Raw genomic sequence first — 21,989 nt, 5'->3', positions numbered from 1 at the left:
GAACGCGGACGGGAGGGTGGCCACGGTGACGGTACGGCAGACCGGCGGCGACGGGGAGGCCACGGGGACGGCACCGACGCTGTGGGCGATCAGCGATCTGCACATCGCGTACCCGGAGAACCGCCAGATCGTCGCCGACCTGGCGGCGCCGGCGCCGCAGGACTGGCTGATCGTCGCCGGCGACGTCGCCGAGACGATCGCCGACGTGCGGTGGGCGCTGGCCACGCTGCGCGAGCGGTTCGCCGAGGTGATCTGGTCGCCGGGCAATCATGAACTGTGGACCACCGCGCATGACCCGGTACAGCTGCGCGGTGTGGAGCGCTACGCGCACCTGGTCGACCTCTGCCGGTCGCTCGACGTGCGGACCCCGGAGGACCCGTACCTGATCTGGTCCGGTCCCGGCGGACCGGCGGCGGTGGCACCGTTGTTCACCCTGTACGACTACAGCTTCCTGCCGCCGGGCACCAGCACCAAGGCGGAAGGGCTCGCGTACGCACACCGCACCGGCATCGTCTGCACCGACGAGGCGATGCTGCATCCGGACCCGTTCCCGACCCGGGAGCAGTGGTGCTGGCGACGGCTGGCGGAGACCGAAGAGCGTCTCGCCGAGGTGGGACCGCAACTGCCCACCGTCCTGATCAACCACTACCCGCTGGTCCGGACGCCGATGGACGTGCTGCGCTACCCGGAGTTCGCCATGTGGTGCGGCACCGACCGGACCGCCGACTGGCACCTGCGGTACCGGGCGGCGGTGATGGTCTACGGACACCTGCACATCCCGCGCACCACCGTCTACGACGGCGTGCGCTTCGAGGAGGTGTCGGTCGGCTACCCCCGGGAGTGGCGTCGCCGCCTGGCGGTGCCCGGCCAGCTGCGCCGGATCCTGCCCGGCCCGCAGCCGGCCTGATCAGCCGCCGGTCAGCCCGGGGCTGCTCAGCGTCCGGTCAGCCTTGGCCGCTCGACCGGTCGGTGCCGCCGCCGGCCGGGCCGGTGAACGCCGCCAGCAGTTGCGCCGCGGCCTGCGCGGGGGTGATTTCCCCGGCGAGCACCCGCTTCTCGGTCTGCGGGGTCAGCGCGACCACCGCCGGATGCCCGCGCAGCTGGTCCAGCAACCCGTCGCGCACCATCGCCCAGACCCAGCGCAGCTGCTGCTGCCGGCGGTGCCGGTCCAGCTCACCGCTGGCCCGCCGCCGGTCCTGGTGGGCGGTCACCTGTTGCCACACCTCGGCCAGCCCGGTCCCGTCCCGGCCGCTGGCGGTGAGCACCGGGACGGCCCAGTCGTCGTGCCCGCCGCGCAGCATCCGTAACGCCCCGGCCAGCTCACGTGCGGCGGACCGGGCCTCCGCCGCGTGCGCGCCGTCGGCCTTGTTGACCACCACGACGTCGGCGAGCTCCAGCACACCCTTCTTGATGCCCTGCAGTTGGTCACCGGTGCGGGCCAGCGTCAGCAGCAGGAAGGTGTCGACCATCTCGGCAACGGTGGTCTCGGACTGTCCGACCCCGACGGTCTCCACCAGCACCACGTCGTAGCCGGCGGCCTCCACCACCACCATCGCTTCCCGGGTGGCGCGGGCCACCCCGCCGAGCGTGCCGGCGGTCGGCGACGGGCGGACAAACGCGGCCGGGTCGGCGGCCAGCCGAGCCATCCGGGTCTTGTCACCGAGGATGCTGCCGCCACTGCGGGCCGACGACGGGTCGACCGCCAGCACCGCGACCCGGTGCCCGTCGCCGGTCAGCCGGGACCCGAGCGCGTCGATGAAGGTGGACTTGCCGACCCCGGGTACGCCGGTCACCCCGACCCGCCGGGCCTGCCCGGCGTACGGGGCCAGCGCCACCAGCACCTGCTGGGCGTGTGCCCGGTGGTCCGGCCGGGTCGACTCGACCAGGGTGATCGCCCGGGCCAGCCACGCCGGTGCCGCCGCCCGCACTCCGGCGACGTAGTCGGCCACCGGTGCCGGCGCGCGTCGTCCGCCGGTCATCCGGCCTCGGCGGTGTCGTGCCCCAGCCGACGGGACAGCTCGGCGAGCAGGTCCACCGCGGCGTCGGCCAGCACCGTGCCGGGCGGGAAGATCGCCGCCGCACCGGCGGCGCGCAGCGCCTCGAAGTCCTGCGGCGGCACCACCCCGCCGACGATCACCATGATGTCGTCCCCGCCGAGGGCGGCCAGTTCGTCGCGTAGCGCCGGCACCAGGGTCAGGTGCCCGGCGGCGAGGGAGTTGACACCGACCAGGTGCACGTCGGCCTCGACGGCCTGTCGGGCGACCTCGGCCGGGGTCTGGAACAGCGGACCCACGTCGACGTCGAAGCCGAGGTCGGCGAAGGCGGTGGCGACCACCTTCTGCCCCCGGTCGTGCCCGTCCTGGCCCATCTTCGCGACCAGGATCCGGGGCCGGCGTCCCTCGGCGACGGCGAACGCGTCGGTTGCGGCCCGGGCACGGTCGATCCCGGCCACCGCGCCCGCCTCCTGTCGGTACACCCCGCTGATGGTACGGATCTGCGCGGCGTGCCGGCCGTACACCTGCTCCAGCGCGGTGGAGATCTCCCCGACGGTGGCACCGGCCCGCGCGGCGTCGACCGCCAACGCGAGCAGGTTGCCGGACAGCCCGTCACCGCCGGCGTCGGGTCCGGCGTCGGCGGCGCGGGACAGCGCCGCCAGCGCCGCGTCGCACGCCGACCCGTCCCGCTCGGCGCGCAGCCGCCGCAGCTTGTCCAGCTGCGCGGCCCGTACCGCCGTGTTGTCGACCTTGAGCACCTCGATCGGCTCGTCGGCGTCCGGCCGGAACCGGTTGACGCCGATCACCGGCTGGCGGCCGGAGTCGATTCGGGCCTGGGTGCGGGCGGCGGCCTCCTCGATCCGCAGCTTGGGCAACCCTTCGTCGATCGCCCGGGCCATGCCACCGGCGGCCTCCACCTCCTGGATGTGCTGCCACGCCCGGTGCGCCAGGTCGTGGGTGAGCCGCTCCAGGTAGTAGCTGCCACCCCACGGGTCGATCACCCGGTTGGTCCCGGACTCCTGGGCCAGCAGCAACTGGGTGTTGCGGGCGATCCGGGCGGAGAAGTCGGTGGGCAGGGCCAGTGCCTCGTCCAACGCGTTGGTGTGCAGCGACTGGGTGTGCCCCTGGGTGGCCGCCATCGCCTCGACGCAGGTGCGGACCACGTTGGTGAACACGTCCTGCGCGGTCAGCGACCAGCCGGAGGTCTGGCAGTGGGTGCGCAGACTCAACGACTTCGGGTTGGTGGCGCCAGCGTCGCGGACCAGCCGGGCCCACAGCAGCCGGGCGGCCCGCAACTTGGCGACCTCCATGAAGAAGTTCATCCCGATCGCCCAGAAGAACGACAGCCGGGGCGCGAAGGTGTCCACTGCCAGCCCGGCGGTCTGCCCGGCCCGCAGGTACTCGACGCCGTCGGCGAGGGTGTACGCCAGCTCCAGGTCGGCGGTCGCCCCGGCCTCCTGGATGTGGTAGCCGGAGATGGAGATCGAGTTGAACCGGGGCATCCGTGCCGAGGTGTAGGCGAAGATGTCGGAGATGATCCGCATCGACGGCCCCGGCGGGTAGATGTAGGTGTTGCGGACCATGAACTCCTTGAGGATGTCGTTCTGGATGGTCCCGGTGAGTTTCTCCGGCGGTACGCCCTGCTCCTCGGCGGCGACGATGTAGAGCGCCAGGACCGGCAGCACCGCACCGTTCATGGTCATCGACACGCTCATCCGGTCCAGCGGGATGCCGTCGAACAGCTGCCGCATGTCGTAGATGGAGTCCACCGCGACCCCGGCCATCCCCACGTCCCCGGCGACCCGGGGGTGGTCGGAGTCGTACCCCCGGTGGGTGGCCAGGTCGAAGGCGATGGACAGGCCCTTCTGCCCGGCGGCCAGGTTGCGCCGGTAGAAGGCGTTGGACTCCTCGGCGGTGGAGAACCCGGCGTACTGGCGGATCGTCCACGGTTGAGTGGTGTACATCGTCGGGTACGGTCCGCGCAGGTACGGCGGGACGCCGGGCACCGTGTCGAGGAAGGTCAGGTCGGCGGTGTCCGCCGCGGTGTACAGCGGCGCGACCTCGATCCCCTCCGGCGTGTGCCAGGTCGGCCCGGGCGGCTGCGGGCCCGGTGTCGCGGCCGGCCCGCCGGCGTTGCCCCGACCGTCCTGCGGCAGCAGCGTGGCCTGCGAGAAGTCCGGGATCATCGGGGGACCTCCAGGTCGTCGAACGTGGCGTCGAGGACGGCCGTCGCGTCGCAGCCGGTGTACAGGTAGCCGTCGACGTGGTCGTGGCCGGCGGGCCGGCCGGCCAGCCAGACCCGCCGGGCCCCGGCGGCGGTCAGCGCGGCGGCCAGCGGCCCGGCGGCCGCCGGGTAGCTGGCGTCGGTGCCGCAGATGCAGGCCACGGTGGACGGATCGGCGGCGAAGGCGGCGGCGATCGCCGCCGGGTCGTCGGCCGGGTCGCCACCCCGGGTGGTGGCGATCCCACCGGCGGCGAAGAGGTTGCCGGCGAACCCGGCGCGGGCGCTGTGCGCCGCGAGTGGCCCCAGGGTGGCCAGGAAGACACTCGGCCGGACGCCGGTGGCCGCCAGGTACGCGTCGGCCCGGTCCCGCCGGGCCTCGAACCCCCCGGCGTGGAACCGTCGTGGCAGGCCGCCGCCGGGCGGTACGGGCGCCGGGGTACGGGCGGGCAGCCGCTCGTCCAGATTGGGGAACTCGCTGACCCCGGTCACCGGGTCCCGCCGGTGCGCCAGATTGTCGGCCCGGCGCTGCCAGGTCGCGTCGATCCGGTCGGCGATCAGCCCGGCGGACAGCGCGGCGGCGGCACCGCCGGCCCGCTCGATCTCGGTGAACCAGTCCCAGGCGGTCGCCGCCAGGTCCGAAGTGAACTGTTCGACGTACCAGGACCCGCCGGCCGGGTCCAGCACCCGACCGAGGTGCGTCTCGGCCAGCAGCACCGACTGGGTGTTGCGGGCGATCCGCCGGGCGAAGCCGTCCGGCAGCCCCAACCGGGCGTCGAACGGCGCGACGGTGACCGCGTCCGCCCCGCCGACCCCGGCCGCGAAGCAGGCCACTGTGGTGCGCAGCATGTTCACCCACGGGTCCCGGGCGGTCATCATCGCGGCGGAGGTGACCGCGTGCTGCCGCTGCCGACCCGCCTCGGGTACGCCGCAGAGCTGTCCGACGCGGGCCCAGGCCTGCCGCGCGGCGCGCAGCTTGGCGATGGTGGCGAACTGGTCGGTGGTGGCGGCGAAGCGGAACTCCAGCTGCCCGAAGGCGGCCGGCAGGTCGAGGCCGGCGTCGGTGAGGGCCCGGAGGTAGGCCAGCCCGGTGGCGAGGGCGCAGCCGATTTCCTGGGCGTCGCTGCCGCCGGCGTCGTGGTATGCGGTCACGTCCACAGTGACCGCGCGCAGGCCCGGTGACCGGGCGGCGTACCCGGCTAGGACGCCGAGCTGCGCGAGGTCACCGGGCTGGCCGGTGCGGGCCTGCCAGCCGAGCGGGTCGGCGCCCAGACAGCCGGCCAGGGCGCCGCGTTCGACGCCCCGGTCGTCGGCGAGCGTGAGCAGCGCCTTGGCCGCGGCGACGCTGTCCGCGCCGGCGTCGAGCACCACTGGGGCCAGCTCGAGGTGGACCCCGTCGAGTATCTCCGGCAGGTCGGTCGGGTGCAGGCCACCGGCGGTCAGGTCGATCCAGACCGAGGTGCAACCGTTGGCGAGGTCGGTCAGCATCGCCTCCCGGACCGCCTTCGGATCCGGGTCGGCGTACCGCTGCCGGACGTCCCAGCCGGCCACCGTCTCGGCCGGGTCGGTGCCGCCCGCGCCGCCGCCGTCGCGTCGGGCCTGGGCCCCGCGCACGTACGGTGCGGTCCCGGGCACCCCGACGTCCGGTGGGGCCGCCGGCCGGGTGTGCAGCGGGGCGAGGCGGACGCCGTCGTAGGTGGTGGTGGCCAGCAATTCGTCCACATGCTCGGCCGGGGTGTCCGGGCCGGCGGCGCCCGACTTGCGCAGGACGCCGAGCGCGAGCCGTCGCCAGTCGTCCGGCGTGGCCGGCGGGAATCCAACGGCCGGGTCGAGGCTCTCGGATGGCACCGTCATGCACGGGATGTTAAGGGTGCGTCGCGCTGATGGTCGGACCCGTACCCGGACTGTGACCACATCCACCGAACGTGGTCGACTAAGCGTGTCTGCTCGACTACGACGATTCCTCGGTGGGGTGGCCGGGTCCCGTCGTGACCGGGCCGAGCCAGGATATTTCGTACCCGTCCGGATACGTGGGTGTGCGGATACCGTCGGCGAACAGTGGGGTCCGCCGCGGTCGGCCGGCCCAGCGCAGCAGCGCGGCGCGCAGCAGCAGCCCGGCGTGCAGACCCGCGCGTACCGCCGGGTTGGGCGTGGCCACCCCGGTCGCGGCCCGCAGTCGGTCGTCGTACAGGGCGGCGACCAGCGTGTCACCGACCGGCGCGAGCGGTCGCGGGATCTTGCCGCGCAGCAGCGCCCGGGTGGCCCGCTCGATCGACGCGGCGTCGTCGTTGTAGCGCAGATGCGTCCGGTCGTGGTCGTCGAACCAGGCGGCGAACTCGTCGAAGGAGCCCGGAATGTCCCGGATACCCATCCGTCGACCCAGCTCCCGATAGTAGTGGTAGGCGGCGGTCCGCTCGTGGCAGCAGGGCCGCCGCCAGCCGTACCGCTCCAGCCAGCGGATCGGGACGACCACCAGGCAGCCGAGGACGTAGCGGTAGTCGTCGTCGGCGATGTCGTAGTGGCGGTGGATCTGATTGGTCCGCCGGATCGCGTCGCGACCGCGCGGGGCGTCGAGACCGTGCAGCATCATCTCGTACATCAGCAGTCCGGTGTCGTCGATCCGCTTGCGGGTGTGGTGCAGCAGCTCCCCGGTGCGCACGTGCACGGCGGCGACCCGGGGCAGTGAGAAGGACCGGTTGAACGCCAGGTTCAGGCCGAGTTTGCTGTCCCACGGAAACTCGTAGCGCACCATCGTCTGATAGATCTCGAGGTAGTCGAGTTGCGGGTCGAGGGTGCGGATCCGCCGCAAGTTGGCGTATCGGTCACGTCGGAGGTTGGCGTAGCGGTGCGGCTGCACGAAGGCCCCGTTCACGATCGGTGTGGCGGCGGTGGCGCGGGCCGTGGCTCGGGCGACGACGCGGCGGCGGCCAGCACCTGGTCGACCAGCGGGGAGCGGCTGAACCATTCGGTCACCCGACCCAACCAGGCGACCTCGCCAGGATAGCCGTTCGGCGGATCGTGCGGCTCGGAGAAGTCCGGCTCCCGCACCGGCGTGCCGGTTGCTGCCTGCCGCGCTCCGGCGGCGATCATCGCCGCCTCGACCAGCGCCGCACAGTCGGGGCCGGTCAGGCCGGCGGCTGCGGCCAGCCGGTCGGCCGTCGGCGCGATCCGGCGATCGATGTACGGGCGCAACGCCAGCCGGCCGTCCCGGATCTCGGTGATCCGGCGGTGCAGCGCGTAGTCGATGTCGCGCAGCGCCACCCGCCGGTGGTGGGCCCGGTCGTCGAGAACCAGGTGCGGTTGCGCCCTGCTGACCGCCCGCCACAGTGGCGCCAACCGGCGCCACGACCGGTGCCGCCGCAACCAGGCCCGCCCGGTGTCCACGGTGGGACCCCAGGTCGGCAGGGTGAGACCGATCAGCATGCTGAGCGCGCCGACGGTCACCAGGACCGCCGCGATCTGCGGCTCGCCGGCCGGTTCCCGGCCGACCCGGTAGGCGACCAGGTAACCGGCCTTGGTGGCGCAGTACAGCAGTGCGGCGGCCGCGCCGAACGCGGTGATCCGCAGTCCACGGCGGAGCCACCGACGCGGCGTGACCAGGGAGAAGCGCCAGCAGAGCCGGGCCAGGTCGGCGGCGTAGCAGACGAAGACGATCAGGTAGACGACCAAGTAGCCGGCGACCGCCGGATGAGCGGCGTCCTCGACCACCAACCGGACCGGTGCGGCACCGGCCAACGTGGTCGCCCATAGTACGGTGAGCAGCCCGAACGCGGTCATCGAGGCGATCACCCGACGCCGGACCCGGCGGGCCGCGACCGCCGGCGGCAGGGCCAGGAACAGCAGCAGGATTTCGGAGTTGGCCGCGACCCCCATCACTCCGGCGTGCGCTAGCAGCTTGGCCAGGTTCGGCAGCCCGGTGACCCGGTCCACCGCCTCGGCGACCGGGCGGACGGCGACGGTCACTCCGGCGGCGAACGAACAGAAGGCGTACACCATCGCCCGCAGCACCCGGTTGTCGCGGTCCCGCCGCAGGTCACCCAGTTTGTAGCCGAAGGCGAGCCAGCCGGCGGCGGCACAGACCGCGTACAGCGGGATGTCCATCGGCGCTCACCGGGGCGGTGGTTCGAGCCCGTGCCGCAGCCGGGCCTCCAGCGCGGCGTCGGTGACCGGCCCGGCATCGTCGCGGGCGGGTGCCGATCCGAGGTCGGTCTCGCGGGCGGCGGCCTCCAGCAGGATGGTCGCCATCATCTCGGCTTCCTGCTCCTCGCCCCGGCTGTACACCCCGGTGCGGGCGAGTACCCGGTGCACCAGGGTGGGGCGCAGCGCCGGCATCAGCAGCTGGCTGGCCTGCTGGTCGTCGAGGGCGAGGGCGCGGTGGCCGAGCAGGATGTGGCCGATCTCGTGGGCGATGATGTGGTCCCGGTGCACCCGGCTGGTGCGTTCCTCGTAGGCGACGACGTGACCCGCGTCGGTGAAGAAGGTCAGCCCGAACGGCGCACCGGCGGGCATCGGTACGCCGACCAGGGTGATCCGCTGGCCGAGCACCGCACCGACCCGCTGGCACAGTTGTGGCGCGTCGAACGGCCGGGGCATCCGCAGGCCCTGTTCCTCGAGCTGACGCAGCCGGTCGCGGCAGGTCCGGCGCAGCGGGGATGACTTCATGTCCGTGCTTCCCTCAGCTTGGTCCGTCCGTCGCCACTGCATGACGATCACAGGTTCTGCCGTCCGTCGGCGCCGTGGCCGCCCTCGGCGTGACGGTTCTCCAGCGCCTGGACCACCCGGTCGAGGATGTCGCCGACCGCGTCGAGTTGCGCCTCGGGCAGCGCGCTCAGCCGGGTCGCCACCGCGCGTACCTTGAGGTTGCGCATCGCCTGCAGCGCATGCAGGTCCCGCTCGATCTCGCCGGAGCGGCGCCGGTCGAAGAAGTACGCCGGGTCCACGTCGAAGAAGTCAGCGAGCGCCTCCAGATGCTCCTTGGTCGGGTTGGTCCGCCGCCCGGTGCGCAGCTGCCAGATGTACACGTCGGAGATGGAGCCGCCCCGGTCCCGGATGGCGTCGGCCACCTCCCGTGAGGTGTACGGGTCGCGGCGGGCCGGCCGGACCGTCTCGAAGAGCAGGTTGAGCTTGTCGGCCAGGCTGGATCCCGATCCGCCAGGGGGGGTGGTGCCGCCCGTCACGGCTACCTCCGTCGGATGTGCAGCTGAGATCTGGGGAACTACAGCTAAGATCTGGTTGGGAACTACAGCTAAGATTAGCCACGTTGGCGCTGTCGGTTAATATCGGTTGACGACCATACGCCGAGTCAGTATACGATCACGACTTGAGGTTGACCAACCCGTTGGAGTGGCCGACCTCGATGCCGCTGGTGCGGTGAGGGGCGCGGAACGGGGGCGCCCCTCACCCCACCAGCCAGCGGTCGCCCTGGACGGCTGTCACATCGCCCGGGCCACCGCGATCCTGGTGCTGCCCCGCTGGCCGGCTTCGTAGAACATGTACCACCGGCCGCGGTCGGTGCCGAACGCTGGCGCCGCCGATCGGCGGTTGTCGGGTGCGCCGGTCAACGGTGCGTGGAACACCCCGAGGTGGATCTCCCGGTCGAAGTTGTTGCCCACCTCGGTCAGGTACATCCGGCCGGACCCGCCGTGGTACACCACGTACGTGGTGCCGTTGCGGTGCAGCAGGTGCGCGCCGCTCAGGTCGCTCTCGCCGTCGCCGGCCGGGCTGATCAGCGGCTGCGGGTCGAACTGCCATCTGCGGCCGTCGGCCGACCAGCCCCAGAAGATCTTCCGGTAGCCCGGTCGGACCTGGTGGTATCCCATGTAGACCATGACGTACCGGCTGCCCAGGGCGGGAATGCTGTGCTCGAAGACCCGGGCGTACGACGACTCGGTGATGTTCGGGACCATCGCCGTGGACAGCACCACCCCGTAGTAGGTGAAGTGCACGCCGTCGTTCGAGATCGCCAGCCGGGTGGTGTCGTTGTCGCCGTGGAAGTAGAGGTAGAACTGCCGGGTCGCGGTGTTCCACAGCACGTGCGGTGACGAGACGTGCTCGACCGAGTAGTGCGGTGACCAGTCGCGCCGGACGATCGGGTTGCCGGCGTACTCGGTGAACGGGCCGGCGAGTGAGTTGCCGTAGGCCAGGCAGATCCCGCCGGGCCTGTCGTGCGGGGCGTAGTAGAGGTAGTACCGGGCCAGTCCGCCGCTGATCCGGTCGTACACCCCCCGTACGCAGGGGAAGATCAGCTCACCGGTCGGGTTGTAGCGCAGGTTGGCGTGGTCCAGCGGCTGTCCGAGATAGGAGTAGCTGGGGAATCCGGCGGGCGCGGCGACCGCGGGTCCGGCGGTGGCGGCGAGCGCGCCGACGCCACCGGACAGGGTCGCGGCGCCGAGCAGGCTCGCGCCGCGTAGCAGCCGGCGGCGGTCGATGCCGCCCAGGTCTGGTGGTGTCGACCCGGGCGAGGCTTGCCGGTGAGGGTGCGGACGCATGGGGTGGCCTTTCCGACACGTGGGCCGTGGACCGGGGGAGTCCATGGCGTCGTTACTGGCAGTCAGGTGAGGCGGGACGGCCGGCCGGGCCCTCGGGTGGCTTGAGTCTGGTGTGGCCTACGGTGTGGCGTCAAGGAGCTAATACGAATTATCACCGCAACTTCGATACTCGACGATCTATTCATCAGGGGTTGACGTGAGTGCCTGGCAGGGTCCAGGCTGTGACCCACGACAGCCGCTAATGCGTATTAGCAGAGAATGGACGGGTACTCAACGTGACCGGATCCCGTAGGCGGGTGACCCAGCAGGACATCGCCCGGATGACCGGCGTCAGCCAGGCGACGGTGTCCCTGGTCCTCAACGGCCGGGCCGACGCCGACGTGCGCATCGCCCCGGAGACCCGCGAGCGGGTACTCGCCGCCATCCGCGCTACCGGCTACGTCGCCGATCCGGTCGCCCGCCGGCTCGCCGACCGGCACAACCGAATCCTCGGTGTGTTCACCTCCGAGCCGGTCTTCCCCAGTAGTACGGGCGACTTCTACCACCTGTTTCTGCTCGGCATCGAACAGAGCGCCGAGCACCTCGGTTGTGATCTGCTGCTGCTCACCAGCGCGCCGGTCGTCGACGGGCGCCGTCGGCTGCTCCACCAGGACAACCGGCTGCGGCTGGCCGACGGTGCCATCCTGCTCGGCCGCCAGCTCGACCGAGCCGAACTGACCAGGTTGCTGGCCGACGGGCCGCCGTTCGTCTCCGTCGGCCGCCGCGACGACGCCGGCGGCCCGGTGCCGTGTGTCGGCGCCGACTACCCCGCGGCCACCGCCGGGCTCGTCCGACGTGCCGTTGCGATGGGCCACCGCCGGTTGACCTACCTGGGACAGGGGGAGGGGCCGGAATCGCACGCCGACCGGATGCGTGGTTTCCGCGCCGCCGCCGTCGCCGCCGGTGCCGAATGGCGGCACGAGCAGACCGCCGGCCGCGACCCGGGCGCCGTGCTCGACACGGTCATGGCCGGCACGTCCACCGCGGTCTTCGTCGAGGAGTACGCCGACGGCGTCGCGATCGCCGCCCAGGCCCGGCACCGCGGTCTGGACGTTCCGGGTGATCTGTCCATCGTCGCTCTCGGCGACCCGACCCGCCCGGCCAGCACCGACCTGGACTTCACCGGCTTCCGGATTCCCCGCCAGCAGATGGGCTGGCAGGCCGTCGAGGTCCTTACCGGACTGATCGGCGGTTCCGGCGGTTCCGGGCCGGTGCAGCGGCTGCTGCCCTGCGAAGAGGTACCCGGCACCACCCTGGCGCCGCCAACCGGAAGGAACCCGGCACAGTGACGGAACACGGCTGCGACATCCTGGTCGTCGGCGGCGGACTCGGCGGGGTCGCCGCCGCGCTCGGTGCGCTGCGCGCCGGCCGGACGGTGCTGCTCACCGAGGAACACGACTGGCTCGGCGGGCAGCTGACCAGTCAGGCCGTCCCGCCGGACGAGCACTCCTGGGTGGAACGGTTCGGGGTCACCGCCAGCTACCGCGCGCTGCGCGACGGCATCCGGGCCTACTACCGGCGGCACTACCCGCTGACCGAGGCGGCCCGTGCCCACCCCGAACTGAACCCTGGCGGGGGTCACGTCAGCCGGCTCTGCCACGAGCCCCGGGTGGCCGTCGCGGTCATCGAGGCGATGCTGGCGCCGTACCGGGGATCCGGACAGCTGCGGGTACTGCAGCCGTACCGACCGGTGGCCGCCGACACCGACGGCGACCGGGTCACCGCGGTCACCGTCGCACACCGCGACGGTGGCGGCGAGATCACCCTGACCGCGCCGTACGTGCTGGACGCGACGGAGACCGGTGAACTGCTGCCACTGACCGGAACCGAGTACGTCACCGGCTTCGAGTCGCGGGCCGACACCGGCGAACCCAGCGCCCCGGACGTGGCCGACCCCACCAACATGCAGGCCGTGTCGGTGTGCTTCGCCATCGACCACGTCGACGGCGACCATACTGTCGACCGGCCGGCCCGGTACGGGTTCTGGCGCGACTACCAGCCGCCGTTCTGGGGCGACCGGATGCTGTCGTGGCGCTCACCCAACCCCCGTACCCTGCAGATCGGGCAGCGCAGCTTCACCCCGAACCCCGACGACGACCCGCTCGCCGTCGTCGCCGACCAGCGGCTCAGCCCTGGCGACGGCAACCTGTGGACGTTCCGGCGGATCGCGGCGCGTCGGATGTTCCGCCCCGGGGCGTACGCCAGCGACATCTGCCTGGTCAACTGGCCGATGATCGACTACTTCGAGTCGCCGGTGATCGACGTGCCCGACCCGGCGCACCACCTCGCCGCCGCCCGGGAGCTGTCCCGCAGCGTGCTCTACTGGCTGCAGACCGAGGCACCCCGCCCCGACGGCGGCACCGGCTTCCCCGGGCTGCGGCTGCGCGGCGACGTCACCGGCGGCACCGACGGCCTCGCCCAGGCCCCCTACATCCGGGAGTCCCGCCGGATCCGGGCCGAGTACACCGTCGTCGAACAGGATCTGTCGCTGGCGGTACGTGGCGACAAGGGCGCGGTGCGCTACCCCGACCCGGTCGGTGTCGGCATGTACCGCATCGACCTGCACCCCTCCACCGGCGGTGACAACTACGTCGACGTCGCCGCGTGTCCCTTCGAGATCCCGCTCGGCGCGCTGCTCCCGCAGCGGATGCGCAACCTGCTACCGGCCGGCAAGAACATCGGCACCACGCACATCACCAACGGCGCGTACCGGCTGCACCCGGTCGAGTGGAACGTCGGCGAGGTCGCCGGCGCCCTCGCCGCGTACTGCCTGGACCGGCGGGTCGAGCCCCACACGGTGCGCGCCGACACCGACCTGCTCGCCGACTTCTCCGCCCAGCTGGACGCCGCCGGTGTCGAACGGCGCTGGCCGGACGTGACCGGCTACTGACCTCACCCGTCACCTGAGGAAGGACCCCACGACATGAGGAACCGGATAGCGACCGCGGCCCTGGCGGCCAGCCTGCTCGGCGTCGCCGCCTGCGGTGGCGGTGACACCGACAGCTCCGACGGGCCGGTGTCGCTGCGGATGACGATCTGGTCGGCCAACGAGGCGCACCTCGCCCTCTTCGACGAGATCGCCGACGCCTACCTGGCCGACCATCCCGACGTCGCCGAGATCAGTTTCGACCCGCTGCCGTTCGAGAGCTACACCACCACGCTGACCACGCAGATCGCCGGCGGGAACCCGCCGGACCTGGCCTGGATCTTCGAGAGCTCGGCACCGGACTTCGTTACCTCCGGCGCGCTCGCCCCGCTCGACGAGGTGGTGACCGACGCCGACGACCTGGTCGACTCGGCTACCGCGCTGTGGCGCGACGGGGACACCCTTTATGCGTACCCGTTCTCGACGTCGCCGTTCGGCGTGTTCGTCAACCGCGACCTGATCGCCGAGGCCGGCCGGCCCGACCCGGCCGCGCAGCTCGCGGCGGGGGAATGGACCTGGGCCAACGCGATCGACACCGCCGCCGCGGTCAACTCGGCCACCGACCGCGCCGGCCTGGTCATCCGGGACTTCGACTACCAGGGCTGGGACAACCTGTCGACGCTGTGGACCGGCTGGGGCGCCGAGGCCTGGAGTGACGACGGGCGCGAGTGCGGCTTCACCGACCCGGCGATGGTCGACGCGATGACCTTCCTGCACGAGGCGATCTTCACCGCCGGCGCGCTGCCCGGTCCGGGTACCAGCGCGGACTTCTTCGCTGGCGAGGCCGCGCTGACCGTCACCCAGATCTCCCGCGCCTCGCTGCTGGAGGACGACGGATTCGACTGGGATCTGCTGCCGTTGCCCGCCGGCCCGGCCGGCGAGTACGCGGTGATCGGCCAGGCCGGGGTCGCGGCGCTGCAGCGCGGTCCCCACCCTGAGGTCGCCGCCGACTTCCTGGGCTTCCTGACCAACCCGGAGAACTCGGCCAAGTTGGCGCAGTTCTTCCCGCCGCCCCGGCAGTCGCTGCTGACCGCCGACACCCTGGCGCAGACCAACCCGCTGCTCACCCCGCAGCAGCTGCAGCAGGTCGTCATCGACGGCATCGCGGACGGCGTGGTCAAGCCCAGCCACACCGACAGCGCCGAGATCAACCAGGCGGTCCGCTCCGCGCTCGACCCGCTGTGGCAGGCCGACGCGGACGTGGCCGGCGTCCTCGCCGGGGTCTGCACGGCGATCGAACCATTGCTGGCCGGGTGATGCCGGCCCGGTCGACGGCGGTGGCCCGGCCCGCCTGGTGGACCACCCGGCGTCGGGACCAGGCGGCCGGCTACCTGTTCGTCACCCCGCAGTTGATCGGCACCGCGCTGTTCGTGCTGGTGCCGTTGGGCCTGGTCGGCTGGTACAGCCTGCACGAGTGGAACGTGCTGGCCGGCACGTTCGAGTTCACCGGAGCGGCCAACTACCGGCAGCTCGCCGACGACCCCGGCCTGCCCGGCGTGCTGCGGGCGACCGTGCTGTTCTCGGTCGGCCTGGTGCTGGTCAATCTGAGCCTGGCGCTACTGCTCGCGGTGCTGCTCAACCAACGGCTGCGCGGCACCGTCGTGTTCCGGACGCTGTTCTTTTCGCCGGTGGTGGTGTCACTGGTCGCCTGGACCATCGTCTGGCGGTTCCTGCTGCAGGCCGACGGCGGCGTCAACGGCGTGCTCGACACGATCGGCGTCGACGGGCCCAACTGGCTGCGCGGCGAGGCCACCGCGATGATCGCGGTGATCGTCGTGCAGGTGGTCAAGAACGTCGGACTCAACATGGTGCTGTTTCTGGCCGCGCTGCAGGGCGTGCCGGGCGAACTGTACGAGGCCGCCCGGGTCGACGGCGCCAGTCAGTGGACCCGGTTCCGGCGGATCACCGTACCGCTGATCAGCCCGACCATCCTGCTCACCTCGATCATCACGGTGGTCGGGTCGTTGCAGGTGTTCGCGCAGATCGCGGTGCTCACCCAGGGCGGGCCGGGCAACTCGACCACGGTCCTCGTCTACTACCTCTACCAGCAGGCGTTCCAGTTCCATCACTTCGGCTACGGGGCGACCCTGTCGGTGCTGCTGTTCGGCATCGTGCTGGTCCTGACCGTGGTGCAGTGGCAGATGCGTAGGAGATGGGTGTTCCATGAGCAGTAGCCTCTCGCCGCGGGCGAAGCTCGCCCTGTACGGCGTACTGCTGGTCCTCGCCGTGCCGTTCGTCTTCCCCACCTGGTGGATGGTCACCTCGTCGGTGAAGCCGGTGAGCCAGATCTTCGCCTTTCCGCCGGCGCTGTGGCCGACCGACATCAGCTTCGCCGCCTACCGTGACGTGTTCACCCTGCAGCCGTTCGCCCGGCAGTACTGGAACAGCGCCTACATCGCCGCCGTGGTCACCGTCGGCACCCTGGCTGTGTCGTCGCTGGCCGGCTACGCGTTCGCCCGGATCCGGTTCCGGGGCCAGCACGCGCTGTTCCTGCTGGTGCTGCTCGGCCTGCTGATCCCCAGCGAGGTGACGATCGTCCCGCTGTTCCAGATGTTCAACCGGTTGGGCCTGATCGACACCCACTGGCCGCTGATCCTGGTGCCGATCTTCGGCGCACCGAGCGTGCTGGCCACCTTCATCATGCGGCAGTTCTTCATCGCGCTGCCCGGCGAGTTGGAGGAGGCGGCCCGGGTCGACGGGCTCGGCCGGTTCGCCACCTTCTGGCGGATCGCGCTGCCGTTGGCCCGCCCGGCGCTGGGTGCGGTGGCGATCTTCACCTTCCTGCACAGCTGGAACCTCTACCTGGAGCCGATCGTGTTCCTGTCCACCCCGGAGAAGTTCACCCTGCCGCAGGCGTTGACCCAGTTCGTCGACGCGTACGGCGGGCCGATGTGGAACGTGCAGCTGTCGGCGGCGTCGCTGACCGCGATCCCGGTGCTCATCGTTTTCGTCATCGCCCAGCGGCAGTTCATCGAGGGCCTGGCACACACCGGCCTCAAGGGTTAGTCCCCACCGGGCTCAACGGCCAGTCCCCGAGGGATCTTGAGCCCGGTCACGGTTCTGGTGGAGTGGCCACCTCTGCCGATTCCGGGTGACCCGCACGACCATCTCGTTCAGGCGCTGCGGACAATATCCGGCGGACGATGTCGCCGGCCAGGGTGATCGACGCTGTACCAGCCATGGCGGCGAGCGCTGTCTGATCCAACAGGACGGCACCGATGGAGAACCCGACCAGAAGTAGCTCGATTCCCAGCAGCAGTGCCACTACGGGTGAGCCTATGGAGTGCTGCACGCGAGGGCCGTCAGGCTGTTGGCTGATCACCAGTACGCCCCAAGACGGTCAGCGAGGTCGGCCCGAAGGCCCTGTCGTTGATCATGGATCGTCACGTGTTGTGAGCGTGAGGTCGACATAGGGGAATCATGCATGCGCGGGCGATCGGATGCAACTGCATCCGCACGTGCCGCTGCACGTGCATTTCGCTTTTCCGAGGTAATGTACGTGTCTGGATGCTTACCGGTCTCCGCGCGGAAGCCGCCTGATCACGCAGCGGACACCCGGCTCCCAACTGCGCGACCGGCCCGACTGTCATGCGGAGCTATCGGTCCGCCCCGATGATCTGCCGGGCGGCGGCGATGGCCTCCGGCGTGTCGCGGAAGATCCGGTCGAGTCCGCTCAGCCGGGGCAGCAGCCCGTACGCGGTGAGCGCCTTGTGGTGTCCGTCCCGGATCCCGGACAGGTAGACGGTGATGCCCCGCCGCTCCAGCCGCTGCACCACGTCGCGCAGCACCAACGCGCCGGAGGCGTCGATGGTGGACACGCGGGACATCCGCAGGATCACCACCCGGACGTCGGCGACCTCGGAAAGCTCCAGCAGGAACCGGTGCGCGGCGGCGAAGAACAACGGCCCGTCCAGTCGGTACGCGACGATGTGCTCGGCCAGTAGCGCCTGCTCCTCGGCGTGGTGGTCGCCGGTGTCCAGCGGCACCCGGTCCAGCCGTACCGCCTGGGCGATCCTGCGCAGCGCCAGCCCGCCGGCCACGACCAGGCCCACCAGCACCGCGGTGACCAGGTCCAGCAGTACGGTGGTCGCCGCGGTGAGCGCCATCACCAGCCCGTCGGATCGCGAGGCGCGGGCCAGCGCGGCCAGCGCGCTCACCTCGACCATCCGGATGGCGGTGGCGATCAGCACCCCGGCCAGCGCGGCCAGCGGTATGTGGCTGACCAGCGGGGCCGCCACCAGCAGGATCAGGGCGAGGATGAGCGCGTGCGACAGCGCGGCCAACCGGGAGCCGGCCCCGGCCCGGACGTTGACCGCCGTCCGGGCGATCGCCGCGGTGGCCGGCACGCCGCCGAACAGCGGCGTGACCAGGTTGGCCACGCCCTGGCCGAACAGTTCCCGGTCCGGATCGTGTCGTTGCCCGACCGACATGCCGTCCGCGACGGTGGCCGACAGCAGGCTCTCCAACGCGGCCAGCGCGGCGACCGCGATCGCGGCACTGGCCAGCGCTGGCACCGCCGCCGGGTCCAGGAACGCCAGCGACGGCGCGGGCAGGGTGGCCGGCAAGGCGCCGATGGTCGCCACCGGTAGCCTGGACAGGACTGTCGCGAGGGTCACCACCGCGACCGCGAGCAGGGAGAACGGCACGGTGGGGCGCCACCGTGCGCCGGCCAGCATCGCGGCGGCCACGGTGAGGGCGATCAGCAGGGACGGCCACTGTGGTTGCCTGACGAACGCCGCCACCGCCTGCCCGGCCAGCGTCAGCACCCGTTCGCCGTGGACGTCCACGCCGAGCGCGGCCGGAATCTGCTGCAGCAGGATCACCCCGGCGATGCCGGCAGTGAAGCCCTCGATCACCGGGGCCGGAAGGTAGCGGACAGCCTGTCCGGCTCTGGCCAAGGCCAGCACGATCAGGATCAGCCCGGCCAGTAGCCCGACGGTGAGCACCCCGCCCGGACCGAACTGCGCCACGATCGGCACCAGCACCACCGTCATGGCCCCGGTGGGTCCGGAGACCTGCAGGTTCGACCCGCCGAAGACCGCCGCGAGGGCACCGGCGACGACAGCGGTGATCAGCCCGGCGGCGGCGCCCAGGCCGGAGGCGACACCGAAGCCGAGGGCGAGTGGCAGGGCCACGACTGCCACGGTGAGTCCGGCGAGCAGGTCCCGGCCCGGTTGCCGGCGGACCGCCCGCCAATCGGCGGCCTGCGGCAGCAGCCGGCGCGCCCCGGCCACGGCGCTCATCCGCGCCTCGACGGGGCGTGGGCCGACGCGTCCCGCAGTTCGGCCAGCAACTCGGTCTGGTCGACCAGCATCTCGGTGAGGATTCGCCGGGCCGCCCGCATCAGGTCCGCGACGTCCGGCCCGGCCAGGGCGTAGGTGACGGCGGAGCCGTCCCGGCTGGAGACCACGATCCCGGCCCGGCGCAGCACCGCGAGCTGTTGGGACAGGTTCGACGCCTCGACGTCGATCTCGGCGAGCAGTTCGCGGACCTGGCGGGGGCGCTCGCCGAGTAGTTCGAGCACCCGGATCCGCACCGGGTGGCCGAGCATCCGGAAGAACTCGGCCTTCTTCTGGTACAGCGGTACTGGCATGTGTGCAATTGAAGACTTCTTCAAGTCATCATCCGCTGCCGGGGGTCCGTGCTGTGCGAGTCGTCACGTCGGGTCCGGCCTGCCGGGTGCGCCGCGAGGCTCAAGCAGCGGGTCGCGCTATGAGTGAAATGGGATAGGTGTGTATCGATTAAGTTGGCCTACGGTGAGCGATACCAGTCGATACCAACCGGTATCGCGGCCCGTTCCCAAGGAGCCATGCCATGCCGAGACAAGGCACCGTCCGGGCGATCCTCGCGACGGTCACCGCCATCCTCTCGCTGATCGGTGTCCAGGTCGTGGCCACCGCGCCGGCCTCGGCCGCGATGACCACGATCTACTACGACGCCAGCCGCGCCGGCCAGTTCGCGACCAACTTCGCCCAGGCCGCGCAGATCTGGAACAGCAGCGTGGACAACGTCCGGCTGCAGCCGGGCAGCCCGGCGTCGGTCGTGATCTACGTCGACAGCGGCTGGCCCCGGGCGTACGTCACCCGGCTGGGCGCCGGCCGCATCTACATGGGTACCCAGGCGGTGGACCAGGGCTACGACCGGACCCGGATCGCCACCCACGAGTGGGGACACATCCTCGGGCTGCCGGACCGGCGTACCGGGCTGTGCTCCGACCTGATGTCCGGCAGCAGCGCGCCGGTGTCCTGCCGCAACGCCTACCCGAGTGCCGCCGAGGCGGCCCGGGTCGACCAACTGTTCGCCCGCGCCGCCGCGACGGTCACCGACGCCTCCACCGCCGGCCGGTCCTACGTCTGGGCCGGCAACTGAACGACGACCTGCGGTCCCGCCACCGGCCCGGCCGGTAGCGGGACCGTCGCCGATCAGGCGCCGAGCGGGAACCGGTCCAGCACGACCGGCGCAACATCCGGGGTACGCATGTCGTAGCGGTAGCTGGTCACCTCGCCGGTGCCGGTGTCCAGGACGCTGAACACCGAGTAGTCGTTGCTCTGCACGAACGGCAACGGCGTACCGGCCGGGTCGGTGAGCGGCGCGACCGTCGGCACCTGCGGCTCCAGCCCGCCCGGGTTGCCCTGGGCCAGGTAGTTGTCCGGATTCCACGGCGCCGGCGGGACCGGCCGGGACCGGCCCGACAGCGGGTGGAACGCGCCGTACGAGTTGCCCACGTTGGAAGTCTCCAGGTAGTGGGTGCCGGAGGCGGCGGTGAACCGGTTCCACAGGTGTGAGTGACCGTTGAGCACCAGGTCCACCCCGGCGGACTCCAGCAGCGGGGCGACGTCGCGGGTCAGCACGTTGTCCGCGCGCGGGTAGTCGTACCGGACCAGTGTGTTGCCGGCGGCGTCGGTCTCCTCGGTGCGCACCGGGTCGGTGAACGGCGGGTTGACGTTGTCGCCCAGCCCGTGTGGGCCCTCGTGCAGCATCACTACCGTGTACTTCGCGTCCCGGAACTGCCGGCTGGCCACCTCACGCTGCAACCACCGGTACTGCCGGCTGCCGATGCCGATCTTCTCGAAGATGTGCGAACCCCAGCCCTGGGCGAGCAGGTCGTCGGTGGTCGCCGGAGCCTCGGTGTACCGGGTCCGCTGCCAGTTCGCCGGGTCGGCGGCGATGCCGGTGCCCCGCCAGATCCGGGTGGCGTACAGCGAGATCAGCCGGACGTCACCGACGGTCGTCGCGTACCAGCGCTCCCCGCCGGGTCCGCTGGTCGGCAGGGAGAAGATCTCCTCGTAGGTCTCGGTGTTGAACGAGTTCTCCAGGATCCAGCGTTCCTTGATCTTGCGGTTGTTCCGGGGGTTCACCTGCCGGGCGACCTTGCGGTACGCCGCCTCGGCCACCTCACGCGGCACCGGTGCGTTGAACGACTCGTTCAGCGTCGGCAGGCCGCTGCGGCCCTGCACCTCGTGGTTGCCGATCGCCGGGAAGATCGGCGCGTGCTGCAGGATCTCACCGCCGGTCCAGGTGACCCCGTTGACCGTCCGCGACGCCCGCCCCTGCAGCGCCGGGAAGAACGCCCCGCCGCGCTGGTCGTCGAACCACTCCGAGGCCCGGTCCGGGACGTTCACCAGGTCGCCGGCGAGGAACACCGCGTCGATCCGGCCGACCGTTTCGACCGCCTTCTGCAAATTCGCCGGGGTGTTCGGCATCGACTGGTGGTCGCTGGTCAGCAGGATCTGCTGCGCCTGGCCGGGGGCGGCGGCCGGCGCCAGGGTGTACGTGTCGGAAGCGACCAGCGCGCCACGCTCGATCGACACCACCCGGTACGGCGTCCGGCTGCCCACGCCGAGCCCGCGTACGGTCGCCTCGTGCCGCCAGATGTGCCGCCGGGTGATCTGCGTCGGCGGGTCCGGGATCTGCGAGGCGGTGTCCTCCGCCACCCGGGACAACTCGCCGGTCCGGGCCCGGAACACCCGTACCCCCCGGATCTTGCCGCCGGTGGCGGCGGCCCGCAGCTCGGCCCGGTTGAGCTCGCCGGCCCGGTGGCCGACCACCACGACGTGGTGCCGACCGGCGAACTCGGTCAACCAGACGACCCGGACGGAGTTCTTCGCCGGGGACTGCAGGAACGGTTCGGTGAGCAGGACCGGGTCGGCGCCGGTGCCGGCGCTCGCCCCGGACGGCGCCGCCGCGCCCATCAGTAGGGTCAGGACCGCGACGATCGCGGTGAACTGCCAGATCGGTCTGGACACGATGCCTCCACGCTGCGGGGATCAGACGAGCCGGAGCATCGCCGGCACAGGTGAACAGCACCGTCGAGGGAGGCT

The 21,989-nt window shown here is 71.7% G+C and carries 19 protein-coding genes; 7 read left to right on the top strand and 12 right to left on the bottom strand.

All coding sequences use genetic code 11. The features are described from left to right. The first annotated feature begins 25 nt into the window (after positions 1-25). Entirely contained in the window at positions 26-907 is an 882-nt protein-coding gene (locus tag O7629_RS12425; protein WP_278169330.1) for a metallophosphoesterase, read from the top strand. A gap of 37 nt (positions 908-944) precedes the next feature. Here the strand turns inward: O7629_RS12425 and meaB are convergent, their stop codons facing one another. The 8 genes from meaB to O7629_RS12385 all read right to left on the bottom strand — a co-directional run bounded on the left by meaB (position 945) and on the right by O7629_RS12385 (position 10,703). Beyond that, entirely contained in the window at positions 945-1,979 is a 1,035-nt protein-coding gene (gene meaB, locus O7629_RS12420) for a methylmalonyl Co-A mutase-associated GTPase MeaB (protein ID WP_278169328.1), read from the bottom strand. Continuing rightward, positions 1,976-4,180, bottom strand: coding sequence for a methylmalonyl-CoA mutase (gene scpA / locus O7629_RS12415; RefSeq protein WP_278169327.1), 2,205 nt, complete (start codon positions 4,178-4,180; stop codon positions 1,976-1,978). The genes meaB and scpA overlap by 4 nt, the downstream gene beginning before the upstream one ends. After that, positions 4,177-6,069 carry a methylmalonyl-CoA mutase subunit beta gene (locus tag O7629_RS12410; protein WP_278169325.1) on the bottom strand — a complete coding sequence of 631 codons (1,893 nt, stop codon included), beginning with the start codon at positions 6,067-6,069 and terminating at the stop codon, positions 4,177-4,179. The genes scpA and O7629_RS12410 overlap by 4 nt, the downstream gene beginning before the upstream one ends. Before the next feature lie 97 nt (positions 6,070-6,166). Then, complete coding sequence (locus O7629_RS12405; protein WP_278169323.1) at positions 6,167-7,087, bottom strand: oxygenase MpaB family protein; 921 nt, start codon at positions 7,085-7,087, stop codon at positions 6,167-6,169. Further along, a complete protein-coding gene (locus tag O7629_RS12400) occupies positions 7,084-8,316 on the bottom strand; it encodes an MAB_1171c family putative transporter (protein WP_278169322.1) in 1,233 nt (410 codons plus the stop codon). Before O7629_RS12400 ends, O7629_RS12405 begins: the two co-directional genes overlap by 4 nt. Before the next feature lie 6 nt (positions 8,317-8,322). Beyond that, positions 8,323-8,877, bottom strand: a complete 555-nt coding sequence (locus O7629_RS12395; protein ID WP_278169321.1) for a hypothetical protein — start codon at positions 8,875-8,877, stop codon at positions 8,323-8,325. Positions 8,878-8,924: 47 nt separating this feature from the next. Then, positions 8,925-9,392 (bottom strand): XRE family transcriptional regulator, encoded by a 468-nt coding sequence (locus O7629_RS12390; RefSeq protein ID WP_278169319.1) that lies wholly within the window; start codon positions 9,390-9,392, stop codon positions 8,925-8,927. Positions 9,393-9,647: 255 nt separating this feature from the next. Further along, a complete protein-coding gene (locus O7629_RS12385) occupies positions 9,648-10,703 on the bottom strand; it encodes a hypothetical protein (protein ID WP_278169318.1) in 1,056 nt (351 codons plus the stop codon). 296 nt (positions 10,704-10,999) lie between these two features. On the opposite strand from O7629_RS12385, the gene O7629_RS12380 reads away from it, so the two are divergent. The 5 genes from O7629_RS12380 to O7629_RS12360 are packed head-to-tail and all read left to right on the top strand — an operon-like array spanning position 11,000 to position 16,674. Then, complete coding sequence (locus O7629_RS12380; RefSeq protein WP_278169316.1) at positions 11,000-12,031, top strand: LacI family DNA-binding transcriptional regulator; 1,032 nt, start codon at positions 11,000-11,002, stop codon at positions 12,029-12,031. Then, positions 12,028-13,632: an FAD-dependent oxidoreductase gene (locus O7629_RS12375; protein ID WP_278169314.1), complete on the top strand. Its 1,605-nt coding sequence runs from the start codon at positions 12,028-12,030 to the stop codon at positions 13,630-13,632. Before O7629_RS12380 ends, O7629_RS12375 begins: the two co-directional genes overlap by 4 nt. A 33-nt stretch (positions 13,633-13,665) precedes the next feature. Further along, positions 13,666-14,925, top strand: coding sequence for a sugar ABC transporter substrate-binding protein (locus O7629_RS12370; protein ID WP_278169312.1), 1,260 nt, complete (start codon positions 13,666-13,668; stop codon positions 14,923-14,925). Next, a complete protein-coding gene (locus tag O7629_RS12365; RefSeq protein WP_278169310.1) occupies positions 14,925-15,842 on the top strand; it encodes a sugar ABC transporter permease in 918 nt (305 codons plus the stop codon). Before O7629_RS12370 ends, O7629_RS12365 begins: the two co-directional genes overlap by 1 nt. Next, entirely contained in the window at positions 15,832-16,674 is an 843-nt protein-coding gene (locus O7629_RS12360) for a carbohydrate ABC transporter permease (RefSeq protein WP_278169309.1), read from the top strand. Before O7629_RS12365 ends, O7629_RS12360 begins: the two co-directional genes overlap by 11 nt. Positions 16,675-16,720: 46 nt before the next feature. Here the strand turns inward: O7629_RS12360 and O7629_RS12355 are convergent, their stop codons facing one another. The 3 genes from O7629_RS12355 to O7629_RS12345 form a co-directional block, all read right to left on the bottom strand. Beyond that, on the bottom strand, positions 16,721-16,933 hold the full coding sequence (locus tag O7629_RS12355) for a hypothetical protein (protein WP_278169308.1): 213 nt from the start codon (positions 16,931-16,933) through the stop codon (positions 16,721-16,723). A 331-nt stretch (positions 16,934-17,264) separates the two neighbouring features. Beyond that, positions 17,265-18,911, bottom strand: coding sequence for a SulP family inorganic anion transporter (locus O7629_RS12350; RefSeq protein ID WP_278169306.1), 1,647 nt, complete (start codon positions 18,909-18,911; stop codon positions 17,265-17,267). Then, a complete protein-coding gene (locus O7629_RS12345; protein WP_278169305.1) occupies positions 18,908-19,261 on the bottom strand; it encodes a metalloregulator ArsR/SmtB family transcription factor in 354 nt (117 codons plus the stop codon). Before O7629_RS12345 ends, O7629_RS12350 begins: the two co-directional genes overlap by 4 nt. 221 nt (positions 19,262-19,482) lie before the next feature. On the opposite strand from O7629_RS12345, the gene O7629_RS12340 reads away from it, so the two are divergent. Then, positions 19,483-20,037: a snapalysin family zinc-dependent metalloprotease gene (locus O7629_RS12340; RefSeq protein WP_278169303.1), complete on the top strand. Its 555-nt coding sequence runs from the start codon at positions 19,483-19,485 to the stop codon at positions 20,035-20,037. Positions 20,038-20,090: 53 nt separating this feature from the next. On the opposite strand, the gene O7629_RS12335 is transcribed toward O7629_RS12340, so the two are convergent. Continuing rightward, on the bottom strand, positions 20,091-21,914 hold the full coding sequence (locus tag O7629_RS12335) for a metallophosphoesterase (RefSeq protein WP_278169302.1): 1,824 nt from the start codon (positions 21,912-21,914) through the stop codon (positions 20,091-20,093). Positions 21,915-21,989 lie beyond the last annotated feature (75 nt).

Origin of the sequence: Solwaraspora sp. WMMD792, assembly GCF_029626105.1 — a bacterium.
GTDB lineage: Bacteria > Actinomycetota > Actinomycetes > Mycobacteriales > Micromonosporaceae > Micromonospora_E.
The sequence above is the reverse complement of the archived record's forward strand: the minus strand, read 5'-3'. Positions and strand labels throughout refer to the sequence as shown.